The 12103-nt window shown below is 68.3% G+C and carries 7 protein-coding genes; 3 read left to right on the top strand and 4 right to left on the bottom strand.

Translation table 11 applies throughout. The features are described 5' to 3' along the window. Nucleotides 1–29 precede the first annotated feature (29 nt). Entirely contained in the window at nt 30–1922 is a 1893-nt protein-coding gene (locus QC180_RS02380; protein WP_278260878.1) for a DUF4407 domain-containing protein, read from the bottom strand. A 936-nt stretch (nt 1923–2858) separates the two neighbouring features. On the opposite strand from QC180_RS02380, the gene gltB reads away from it, so the two are divergent. Together gltB and QC180_RS02370 are read left to right on the top strand one after the other, a co-directional pair. Then, nucleotides 2859–7511, top strand: coding sequence for a glutamate synthase large subunit (gltB, locus tag QC180_RS02375; protein ID WP_278260877.1), 4653 nt, complete (start codon nt 2859–2861; stop codon nt 7509–7511). Next, entirely contained in the window at nt 7504–8973 is a 1470-nt protein-coding gene (locus QC180_RS02370) for a glutamate synthase subunit beta (RefSeq protein ID WP_278260876.1), read from the top strand. Before gltB ends, QC180_RS02370 begins: the two co-directional genes overlap by 8 nt. 70 nt (nt 8974–9043) lie before the next feature. Here QC180_RS02370 and QC180_RS02365 read toward each other — a convergent pair whose 3' ends face one another. Next, nucleotides 9044–9928: an SMP-30/gluconolactonase/LRE family protein gene (locus tag QC180_RS02365; protein WP_278260875.1), complete on the bottom strand. Its 885-nt coding sequence runs from the start codon at nt 9926–9928 to the stop codon at nt 9044–9046. 107 nt (nt 9929–10035) lie between these two features. On the opposite strand from QC180_RS02365, the gene QC180_RS02360 reads away from it, so the two are divergent. Beyond that, nucleotides 10036–10371, top strand: a complete 336-nt coding sequence (locus QC180_RS02360) for a hypothetical protein (RefSeq protein WP_278260874.1) — start codon at nt 10036–10038, stop codon at nt 10369–10371. Here the strand turns inward: QC180_RS02360 and QC180_RS02355 are convergent. Together QC180_RS02355 and QC180_RS02350 are read right to left on the bottom strand one after the other, a co-directional pair. Further along, nucleotides 10368–11603 (bottom strand): type II toxin-antitoxin system HipA family toxin, encoded by a 1236-nt coding sequence (locus QC180_RS02355; protein ID WP_278260873.1) that lies wholly within the window; start codon nt 11601–11603, stop codon nt 10368–10370. The genes QC180_RS02360 and QC180_RS02355 overlap by 4 nt on opposite strands. Then, complete coding sequence (locus tag QC180_RS02350; RefSeq protein WP_278260872.1) at nt 11596–11838, bottom strand: helix-turn-helix domain-containing protein; 243 nt, start codon at nt 11836–11838, stop codon at nt 11596–11598. Before QC180_RS02350 ends, QC180_RS02355 begins: the two co-directional genes overlap by 8 nt. Nucleotides 11839–12103 lie beyond the last annotated feature (265 nt).

The following is a 12103-nucleotide window of genomic DNA, read 5'->3' as shown; positions in this document are numbered from 1 at the left end:
GGAGTACAAATGTTCACTGAAGGCCGCGATCAGCGGGCGGGCGGCAGCTGACGCCGACCGCCGGGCAACTCGGTGACCTCGCTGCCCGCGATCTCGCCGGGCCCGTCCGCCGCGGGCAGCCCGGTGCCCTGACCGGCCGACAGCGCCGGGTAGGTCGGCGCGGCCGGATACTGGCGCGGGTCCGGGTGGTAGCGGGTGGCGGGCGCGTCGACCACGCTGGCGGCGATCTGCTGGGGGTAGGGCTGCTGGGCGTAGGGCTGCTGGTACTGCGGCGCTGCCTGCTGCGGGTAGCCCGCGGGCAGGTACCCCGGCATGGGCTGACCGGGCAGCTGGTAGCCCGCCGGAGCCGCCATCTGCGGCTGCTGTGGCGCGTGCGAGTCCTGAGTGTCGACGGTGACCTTGCGGGTGCGGCGCAGCGTGAAGGTGACCTCCTCGACCTCCTCGAAGGCCTGGCGCGCGGTGCGCAGCGGGTGGGTCGCCGAGTCGATGGCATTGGCCACGAACGAGGGCACCAGCGGACGGATCCAGCGCGCGGCGGTGTCGGTGAACGGCACCGTGCCGATGATCGGCAGCTCGAGACCGCCGCCGGTCGGCGCCTGCGCGGGCGCGGACGGCGCGCTCACCGGCTGCTGCACCGGCACCAGCGCCCCCGCCTGCGGCGCGCTGGCCTGCGGCAACGCGTTCGGGAGGTATCCGGCGGGCAGCTGCTGCGGTGTCACATTCGGCTCCAGAGCCACGGAGTCGTCCTTTCGATGCGGCTCGGTGAACCCGAGCTCGAAACCGCCGATCGCGGCGATGATCCTGGTGCGCTGACGTTCCCGGTCGATCACGGTATCGGCTTCGATGGCCAGCCGCGCGCTGGTGAGCTCGTGTTCGGCGCGCAGCGCGGCCGTCTCGGTGCGGACCTCGGCGCGCCGCACGGCGATGGCGGCGTCGGCCGCGCGCTCGGCCCGGTCGGCGATCTCCCGCGCGCCGATCCGGCGATCCAGCGCGGTCTCCCCACGCCACCAGCGCAGCACCAGCGGCAGCAGGGCCAGCAGCACGCCGATCACCAGCACCAGCAGGCGCAGCGCGGCGGCGCCCGCGTGCGCGCTGGTGTAGCCGTTCATGGCCAGCCAGCGGGCCCCGAGGCCGCGGTCGGCGTCGGCGAAGGCGAGCGCGCGGGCGGCGGTGAGGTCGGCGGTCTCGGTGCGCACGGCCGCGTCGAGAGTCTCGGTGCGGCCCTGGGCGGCGGTGAGCTGGGCGCGGGCGTCGTCGAGCATGTCGTTGGCGGTCTGTGATTCCGGGCCGCGGCCGGGGACGCCGGTGATCCGGGTCTGCGGGCACTGCGGGGTGGGGTTGAACTCGCAGCGCGCGATGACCAGCGCGGTGTCGATGTCGGCCTGGGCCTTGGTGATGGTCGCGTCGAGGGCGGCCCGGTCGGCGGTGGCCCGGTCCAGCTCACCGCGCGCGGCCACCACCACAGGGGCCTGTTCGGCGCTGTCCTGGGCGCGCACGTCCAGTTCCCGGTCGATGGTTCCGCCGAGCAGCACGGTCGAGGCGAGTTCGGCCACCAGCACGCCCGCCGCCACCCCGACGCCGATCCTGGTCGCGGTCACGCGCCGGTCGGTCGCCGTGGTCTCGGCACGCGGGCCGGTGCGTCCTCGGTCCAGCGGCGTGCTCGCCAGCGCACGGCCCAGGGCCAGCGCCCCGGCCGCGCCCAGTAGCGCGAGCACCACCGCGACCGGCCAGCCGACCCCCTCGGCCGCGCCCAGCGCCGCCACCAGCACGATGCCGGTGACCACCCCGAACAACGCCACCGCGGCCCCGGTGACGGCATACCCCGCTTGTTCCTGGCTGACGGCCTGCTCCGTGCCGGTGTCCGGCGCGCCGCGGCGCGGCGAGGCGAGCCCTCCGCCGAGCCAGGTGAGTGTGCCGGTCATAGGTTCTCCCCGGGTCGTGCGCTCCACATGGCATGGCGAAACTGTCATGGATTCGTTGTGCCAGCGTGACAGGCCCCGACCCGCCACACCGAGCGCGCGCGGCCTCTTTGTGGTCAGCCTCACAACTGGACACCTGATACATCGCGGCGCCGTCGGTTCGACGCGTCCACCTCGGCGTGTCGACCCTGGCGAGCCATACCGGACGGTCTGGTACGCCCCCGATGTGGCGAACGACACTCCTCGATCGGTAGCCAGAAGTGTGCTGCGGCACATCTCCGAAATACAGACCGAACGGTTGGATGACTACCCCGCATGTCGAAGCCGCTGTCGGATATATCTCACCGTGACCTACCCCGGTTAGCGGAGGTTTCAGGTTTGGCGTCCGGGAGTAAAGGGAAATCTGCTGCGGTGCAGGTGAGTTCAGCTTTCGGCCCGGTGCCGGAGGATGTTTCGGGCCTGCTCGCCCACAGTGTTCGCGCAGGTCGGCACGGGTTGTCCGGGATCGATCCAGCACCCGCTCTGCTTTACACTGGACGACGCGCGCGACGAAGCAAGCCGCCGTTACAAACCCCAGCTAGACAAGGTTATTAGCACAACCTTAGTTGGTTGGGCTCACGGTCTGACTTATCGTTTGCTCTTACGCCGAGCACACCCCTGTTCGGCACAACCACCTGTTCGGGGTCCGGTGAAACCGGGCCAACAGTAGCGGGTGAAACCCGCGCGGAGGTGAGGAACGTGTCAACGTTCCGTTACCTCTGAGCACCCACTACGTCAACGAAGCGGGTGGACAACTGGAGACGTGACTGCACGCCGCAACCATCACCGTAGCTGGTTTCGGATCGTACGGACGCAGTCTTGACGGAGGCGAAACGACGATAGGGCCCAATCCAACGGGCGGCCGATTCATCGACAGCCGACTTTCTTGAAGGCAGAGGCATGACGCAACTTCCTGGCCACAGGTCACCCGGTGTCACCGGGCTCTACGATCCGGCATTCGAGCACGACGCCTGCGGCGTCGCGTTCGTCGCCGACATGCACGGACGACGCAGTCGCGACATCGTCGACAAGGCCATCACGGCCCTGCTGAACCTCGAGCACCGCGGTGCCGCGGGCGCGGAGCCGAACTCCGGTGACGGCGCGGGCATCCTCATCCAGCTCCCGGACAAGTTCTTCCGCGCTGTGGTCGACTTCGAGCTGCCCCCGGTCGGTTCCTACGCCTCCGGTATCGCCTTCCTGCCGCAGGCCCGTCGCGAAGCCGCGCGTGCCGCCTACGGCGTCGAGAAGATCGTCGTCGAAGAGGGCCTGGCCGTGCTGGGCTGGCGCGAGGTGCCGATCGAGGAGTCCTCGCTGGGTGCGCTGGCGCGCGACGCCATGCCCACCTTCCGGCAGATCTTCATCGGTTCGCCGAAGAACGCCGCCGAGCAGCTCTCGGGCATGGACCTGGAGCGTCGCGCCTACGTGATCCGCAAGCGGATCGAGCACGAGCTGGGCAAGTCCGGCTCGGGCGAGGGCGCGGTCGGCAAGGAGTCGGTGTACTTCCCGAGCCTGTCCGGCGAGACCTTCATCTACAAGGGCATGTTCACCACGCCGCAGCTGCGCGCGTTCTACCTGGACCTGCAGGACGAGCGCGTCGAGTCGGCCATCGGCATCGTGCACTCGCGCTTCTCCACCAACACCTTCCCCTCGTGGCCGCTGGCGCACCCGTTCCGCCGGGTCGCCCACAACGGTGAGATCAACACCGTCACCGGTAACGAGAACTGGATGCGCGCGCGTGAGGCGCTGCTGCGTTCGGATGTGTTCGGCAAGGACGAGGCGGGCAAGAACCGCCTGGAGAAGATCTTCCCCGTCTGTACCCCGGGTGCCAGTGACACGGCCCGCTTCGACGAGGTGCTCGAACTGCTGCACCTGGGCGGTCGCGACCTGCACCACGCCGTCATGATGATGATTCCCGAAGCCTGGGAACGCGACGAGAACATGGACCCGCGGCTGCGGGCGTTCTACGAGTACCACTCCATGCTGATGGAGCCCTGGGACGGCCCCGCCGCCGTCTGCTTCTCCGACGGCAAGAAGATCGGCGCCGTGCTCGACCGCAACGGTCTGCGCCCCGGTCGCATCTGGGTCACCGACGACGGCCTGGTCGTGCTGGCCTCCGAGGTCGGCGTGCTCGACATCGACCCGGCCACCGTGGTCCAGAAGATCCGCCTGCAGCCGGGCAAGATGTTCCTGGTCGACACCGAGCAGGGCCGCATCCTCACCGACGCCGAGATCAAGGGCGAGCTGGCCGCGGCGCAGCCGTACCAGCAGTGGCTCGACGAGGGCGTCAGCCGCCTGGCCGACCTGCCCGACCGCCCGCACGTGCACATGTCGCACGACCGCGTGCTGATCCGTCAGCAGATCTTCGGCTACACCACCGAGGACCTGAACCTGCTGATCACGCCGATGGCCAAGACCGGCGGCGAGGCACTGGGCTCGATGGGTACCGACACCCCGATCGCGGTGCTGTCGAACCGGTCGCGCCTGCTGTTCGACTACTTCTCGCAGCTGTTCGCGCAGGTCACCAACCCGCCGCTGGACGCGATCCGCGAGAAGGTCGTCACCAGCCTCAAGCGCAACATCGGTCCCGAGGCCGACCTGCTGCACCCCGGCCCCGAGTCGTGCAAGCAGATCGCGCTCGAGCAGCCGATCCTGGACAACGACGAGTTGGCCAAGCTGGTCCACATCAACGACGACGGCAGCCACCCCGGCCTGCGCTCGGTGGTCGTGCGTGGTCTGTACCCGGCCGCCGAGGGCGGCGCGGGCATGCGCGCGGCGCTGACCGCGATCAACACCCAGGTCTCGGCCGCCATCGACGGCGGCGCGCGGATCATCGTGCTCTCCGACCGCGAGTCCAACGAGAAGCTGGCGCCGATCCCGTCGCTGCTGCTCACCTCCTCGGTGCACCACCACCTGGTGCGCGAGCGCACCCGCACCATGGTCGGCCTGGTCGTGGAGGCCGGTGACGCCCGCGAGGTGCACCACATGGCCATGCTGGTGGGCTTCGGCGCCGCCGCGATCAACCCGTACATGGCCTTCGAGACCATCGAGGACATGCTCGAGCGCGGCTCGCTGCAGATCCCGGGCAGCACCGGCGACCGCACCGCCGACTTCCGCAAGGCCGTCGCGAACTACTGCACCGCGGCCAGCAACGGTGTGCTCAAGGTGATGTCGAAGATGGGCATCTCCACCCTGGCCTCCTACAACGGCGCCCAGCTGTACCAGGTCATCGGCCTGGCCCAGGACCTGGTCGACGAGTACTTCACCGGCCTGCGCTCGCCGCTGGACGGCATCGGTCTCGACGAGATCGCCGCCGAGGTGGCCGCCCGTCACCGCGTGGCGTTCCTGGAGAACCGCAACGAGCGCGCGCACCGCGAGCTCGAGGTCGGCGGTGAGTACCAGTGGCGTCGCGAGGGCGAGTACCACCTGTTCAACCCCGACACCGTGTTCAAGCTGCAGCACGCCACCCGCTCGGGCCAGTACTCGGTCTTCAAGGAGTACACCAAGCTGGTCGACGACCAGTCCGAGCGGCTGGCGGCCCTGCGCGGCCTGTTCAAGTTCAAGACCAGCGCCCGTGCGTCGATCTCGATCGACGAGGTCGAGCCCGCCAGCGAGATCGTCAAGCGATTCTCCACCGGCGCGATGAGCTACGGCTCCATCTCGGCGGAGTCGCACGAGACCCTCGCCATCGCGATGAACCGCCTGGGCGCGCGCTCGAACTCCGGTGAGGGCGGCGAGAGCCCCGCTCGCTTCGAGGTCGAGGAGAACGGCGACTGGCGTCGTTCGGCGATCAAGCAGGTCGCCTCGGGTCGCTTCGGCGTCACCGCGCACTACCTGACCAACGCCACCGACATCCAGATCAAGATGGCCCAGGGCGCCAAGCCGGGCGAGGGCGGCCAGCTGCCCGCGCACAAGGTGTACCCGTGGGTCGCCGAGGTGCGTCACTCCACCCCGGGCGTGGGTCTGATCTCCCCGCCGCCGCACCACGACATCTACTCGATCGAGGATCTGGCCCAGCTGATCCACGACCTGAAGAACGCGAACCCGCAGGCGCGGATTCACGTGAAACTTGTCGCGGAGCCGGGTGTCGGCACCGTCGCCACCGGTGTGTCCAAGGCGCACGCCGACGTCGTGCTCATCTCGGGCCACGACGGCGGCACCGGCGCCTCGCCGCTGACCTCGCTCAAGCACGCGGGTGGCCCCTGGGAGCTCGGCCTGGCCGAGACCCAGCAGACCCTGCTGCTCAACGGCCTGCGCGACCGCATCGTGGTCCAGGTCGACGGTCAGATGAAGACCGGCCGCGACGTGATGATCGCCGCCCTGCTCGGCGCCGAGGAGTTCGGTTTCGCGACCGCTCCGCTGGTCGTCTCGGGCTGCATCATGATGCGCGTGTGCCACCTCGACACCTGCCCGGTGGGTATCGCCACCCAGAACCCGGTGCTGCGCGAGCGCTTCTCCGGCAAGCCGGAGTTCGTCGAGAACTTCATGCTGTTCATCGCCGAGGAGGTGCGTGAGCTGCTCGCCGAGCTGGGCTTCCGCACCCTCGACGAGGCCATCGGCCGGGTCGACCTGCTCGACACCACCAAGGCCAAGGCGCACTACAAGGCCGCCAAGCTGGACCTGTCGCCGATCCTGGACATGCCGGAGACGGCGTTCATGAACCAGGACACCCGCTGCACCGGCACCCAGGACCACGGCCTGGACAAGGCGCTGGACAACGAGCTGATCGCGCAGAGCGCCCCCGCACTCGAGCGTGGTCAGGCGGTGAAGATCGAAACCAAGATCACCAACGTCAACCGCACGGTCGGCACCATGCTCGGCCACGAGGTGACCAAGCTCTACGGTGGCGCGGGCCTGCCCGACGACACCATCGACATCACCTTCAACGGGTCGGCGGGCAACAGCTTCGGCGCGTTCGTCCCGGCCGGTATCACCCTGCGCGTGCAGGGTGACGCCAACGACTACGTCGGCAAGGGTCTGTCCGGTGGTCACATCGTGGTCCGCCCGTCGCTCACCGCGCCGGAGGGCTTCGTCGCCGAGGACAACATCATCGCGGGCAACGTGATCATGTTCGGCGCCACCAGCGGCCGGATCCTGATCAACGGTGTCGCCGGTGAGCGGTTCGGCGTGCGCAACTCCGGCGCCACCGCGGTGGTCGAGGGTGTGGGCGACCACGCGCTCGAGTACATGACCGGTGGCCGAGTGGTCATCCTCGGTGGTACCGGCCGCAACCTCGGCGCCGGTATGTCCGGCGGTGTCGCGTTCGTCTACGACCCGGAGGGCACGCTGCCCGAGCGCGTCAACCCGGATCAGTCCGAGGCGATCGAGCAGCTCTCCGGTGACGACTTCACCTGGCTGCGCGACATCATCGCGACGCACCGCGACGAAACGGGTTCGGCTGTGGCCGAACGCATCCTGAGCGACTGGTCCCAGCAGGTGAACCACTTCGTGAAGGTCATGCCCCGCGAATACAAGAAGGTTTTGCTCGCCATCTCCGAAGCTGAGAAGAGCGGCAAGGACGTTGACGAGGCGATTATGGAGGCCGCACGTGGCTGATCCCCAGGGATTTCTGAAGCACACCTCTCGGGAACTTCCCACCCGGCGCCCGGTCGAGCTGCGACTGCTCGACTGGAAAGAGGTCTACGAGGACAAGTTCTCGCACGAGACCCTGCAGAAGCAGGCCAGCCGCTGCATGGACTGCGGTATCCCCTTCTGTCACAACGGCTGTCCGCTGGGGAACCTGATCCCCGAGTGGAACGACCTGGTGTACAAGGGTGGCTGGCGCGAGGGCATCGACCGTCTGCACGCCACCAACAACTTCCCGGAGTTCACCGGCCGCCTGTGCCCGGCTCCGTGTGAGGCGTCGTGCGTGCTGGGCATCAACCAGCAGCCGGTCACCATCAAGCAGGTCGAGGTCGAGCTCATCGAGAACGCCTTCGACGAGGGCTGGGTCACCCCGGTGTACCCGACCCGCCTGACCGGCAAGAAGATCGCGATCGTCGGCTCCGGCCCGGCCGGTCTGGCCGCCGCCCAGCAGCTGACCCGGGCCGGTCACACCGTGACCGTGTTCGAGCGCGACGACCGCATCGGCGGTCTGATGCGCTACGGCATCCCGGAATTCAAGATGGAGAAGGCGGTCATCGACCGTCGCCTCGCCCAGATGGAGGCCGAGGGCACCATCTTCAAGACCGGTGTGAACGTGGGCGTCGACATCTCCGCCGAGCAGCTGCGCGAGCAGTTCGACGCGATCGTGCTCGCCGGTGGCGCCACCATCGCCCGTGATCTGCCGATCCCGGGCCGCGAGCTCGACGGCATCCACCAGGCCATGGAGTTCCTGCCGCTGGCCAACCGCGTGCAGCTCGGCGACGACATCACCGACGCCGACGGCCTGCCGCCCATCCACGCGAAGGGCAAGAAGGTCGTCATCATCGGCGGTGGCGACACCGGCGCCGACTGCCTGGGCACCTCGCACCGCCACGGTGCCGAGAGCATCCACCAGTTCGAGATCATGCCGCGTCCCCCCGAGGAGCGCGCGGGCTCGACCCCGTGGCCGACCTACCCCCTCATGTACCGGGTCTCCTCGGCGCACGAGGAGGGCGGCGAGCGCGTGTTCTCCGTGAACACCGAGCGTTTCGTCGGCAAGGACGGCAAGGTCACCGGTCTCGAGGCCCACGAGGTCAAGATGTCCAACGGCCGTTTCGAGAAGGTCGAAGGCACCGACTTCACCCTCGAAGCCGACCTGGTGCTGCTGGCCATGGGCTTCGTCGGCCCGCAGAAGCCCGGCCTGCTGACCGACCTCGGCGTCGGCTACGACGGCCGCGGCAACGTGCAGCGCGACAAGAACTGGGCCACCAACATCCCCGGCGTCTTCGTCGCCGGTGACATGGGCCGCGGCCAGTCCCTGATCGTCTGGGCCATCGCCGAGGGCCGCGCCGCCGCCTCGGCCGTGGACAAGTTCCTGGAAGGCGAAACCGCGCTCCCCGCGCCGATCCCGCCGACCGCCGTCGCCCAGCGGTAATCTCTCGCGACAACACGAAAGGCGCTCGCCGACCACCAGGTCCGCGAGCGCCTTTCGCGTTCGCCGGTGCTTACCGGGGCGGAGACAGCTTGGTGACGGTGCCCAGGAAGCTGGTGGCGTACAGGGAGTTCGGGTCCCAGCCGGGGCCGGTGCCGAAGCGGACCGAGGAGATCAGGGGCAGGTTGTCGGCGATGCGGCAGGATCGGCCGTTGTCGAGGTCGACCTGGTGGACCGCGCCCGCCACGTTGAGCGCGACGTAGGCGGTGCCGTCGGGGGCGACGGTGAGGTCGTCGGCGGAGTTCAGCGGGCCGAAGCCGGGGAGCTCGGTGCGGGTGATCGGGGTGCCCGCAGGGTCGACGGCGGCGATCACCGTGGTGGGGTCGAAGGTGGTCGAGACGATCAGCCGATCGCGGGGTGCGTCGAAGGCCAGGCCGTTGGTCGAGGTCAGCGTCGTCGCGAACGGCGTGGTGTTGCCCGCCGTGTCCACCCTGGTCATCGACCCACCGCCGATGTCCCTACTCACCACGAAGTCACCGTTCGCCAATCGCGTCAGCCCGTTCGGCATCGTCAGCCCGCGCGCGACCGTGCTCCGGACACCGGTCTCGAGATCGACCGCATCGATTGTCCCCGAACTCTGCCCGCTCAACGCGGCCGTCGCGGTGTTCCCGGTGGTGAAGTACGCGCTCGCCCCGTCAACCACGATTCCACCCGGCCCATCGACCCCGTCAGCCAGCGTGCCCCGAGTGCCATCGGCACCCAGCACCCGCACGGCCCCCGGCCCACCACCCAGATCCTGTTCGGACAGCAGCACATTCCCCCGCCCGTCGAACCCGAGATTCTCCAACGCCCCGAACCCATCGGCGACGACCTCCCGCGTCCACGGTGCACACGTCTGCGGCGCGGCACTCACCGTCGCCGCCCCGGGCAGGACGAGCGCACCGGTTACCCCGGTCATCAGCAGGAGAAGAAGGCGAGGAGTTCTCATGATCCCGATGTCCTGACATGCCGCCGATAGAGAATTCGTCCGATCGTATCGACGCACCCCCCAGTACGTTGGGATTCATGAACTCCCGCGGGCCGACCGTCCTACGGCTGGCCGACCTCCTCCTCACCACCGCACTCTGCGTCGCGGTACTCGCCGCCTTCGTCTACTCCGCCGCCATCGCCGCCGTCCTCATCGACGACCTGGACCGCTGCCCGGTCGACCCATCGTGTGAGGCCCCCAGAAAGATCACCGCCCTCACCGTCCTCATCATCGGTGAAGCCCTCGCCTTCGCCTCCGGCGCCTTCCTCGCCTCCGGCGCCGCCCTCCGCGGCGACCTCATCTCCCCTCGCGCCGCCCTCGGCACCCTGGCCATGGCCACCATCTGGCCACTCGCCACCTGGATCTCCGCCTAACCATCCCACCCAGCCGCCCGCCCCGCGAGCAGGTTGGTGGTGAAGCGGGTGATGTCGCCGGTCAGCGTGGAATGTGCCCGGGGATGCGGTGTTTCGGCTCGCACTGTGGACAGTGTGCGGGACAAGGTGGCATCCACGATCTCGGCGGCGTTGGACAAACCCCAGGCAGCACCCTCGGCGACGAGATGCGCACGGGTGATCGCCCGGTGGCGGTACTCCTCGTGCACCGCCAGCGCCATCTCGCCGTCATTGCGCTGATGAGTCTGTGGAACGAAGTCGTACGCGGGCGCGAGCGTGGTCGAGCCGTCGGGCAGGTGCAGCAGCGAGATGTTCTTCGCGTGCATGTCCAGATTTCCGACCGCGACCGCGAGAGTGGTCATCCGCAGCAGGCGTTTCAGCGATTCACGATCACCGAGCGCGGCCAGGCAGCCCGCGATGCGCGCCATGGTGACGCGCCCACCGAACCGCTGATACTTCTGATCGCCCGAGGCGCCCAGCACCTGGCTGAAGTCTTCCTGGTGAATTCGCGAGGAAGGCGCGTCACCCACCCGATCGAATCGTTCGATCACCACCGCGGAAACGCCGTCGAACTCGGTTGTCCACGTGTCGTATTCGGCGAGCCCCACGGCGCGAACGAAACGCGCCCCATACTCCTCGTCGTAGATCGTGCTCGGATTCGTACCCGATTCTGGCTTGAGGATATGGGTCGACGGATAGCCGTCGATGACGCGATTCCACCCCTGCGGGGTTCGAGCCAGGACGATCTTGTCCTGCACGCCAGCCAGCGACGTTTTGCCACCGGCCGGTCTGTTTCCGAGCGGGTTCTCGCCGACATTGATCAGCATCTCCGCGACAGCGGCCGTGGTCAGGGGCTCCAGCGCGGGGGATTTCGGCTCTCCGGGAACATCGGGATCCCAGATCTGGATCGCACCCGCCACGTCACGACCGTATCGGCGGAGCAGTCCGATCACGTCGCGCTCGCCGAGGCCCGCCGCCTCGGCCATGCGTGTGAGCATCCTGCCTTCCGGCAGCAGTTCGCGGAAGAAGTTCTGCCGACGGGATCTGCGTGCTCGCGTCGGGACGGCGGCCAGGGGGACAGCCAGCGACAGGATCGTGCTGTCCAGGCCGAAGGTGCCGATGGCCTGGGCGTCTGCCACGAAATCGTAGTCACGGGAGGTGCCGCTGAGGGTTCCCAGGTGAGTGCCGTACAGCTCGACGGTCAGATCACCCATGGTGGTCGTCCCTCGGGTCGATGGTCGCGGTGAGTTCCATGCCGGTCTCGCGCATCATGGCGAAGAGTCGCTCGACGTAGATCGAGGGCTTGCCTGCCTCGATCTCCCAGATGTAGCGCTGGGTGGTACCCAATCGTTCAGCGAGTTCGCGCTGGGTGAGGCCGCTGAGAAGACGGGCCTGTTGCAGGATTCGGCCGAGTGATTCGGGGCTGGTCACCTTTCCCGAGTAGGCCACGGCAACCTCCTTGGTGACTACGATTTCGTAGTCATATTAGGCGACTACGATATTGTAGTCAACGTTTTTGACTACAATATCGTAGTCAGTTGGTGGGTAGTGGCCGAGCTGGTGCGAGGGTTGCGCTCGAGCGCTGGGGGTGGGCGCGAATCGGTACCGGAGGGGTAGTGGGTTTGCCGGGGAGATGCGTAGGGGGGTGAACGGTGTTCGGGGGCAAGGGGTTCGGGGTACACGAGAAGGACGTGGCTGATCTTCGGTGCAGCAC

It is taken from the genome of Nocardia anocheti (assembly GCF_029675105.1).
Classification (GTDB): Bacteria; Actinomycetota; Actinomycetes; order Mycobacteriales; family Mycobacteriaceae; genus Nocardia.
Note: the sequence above shows the minus strand (reverse complement) of the source record. Positions and strands in the feature narration are given on the sequence as shown.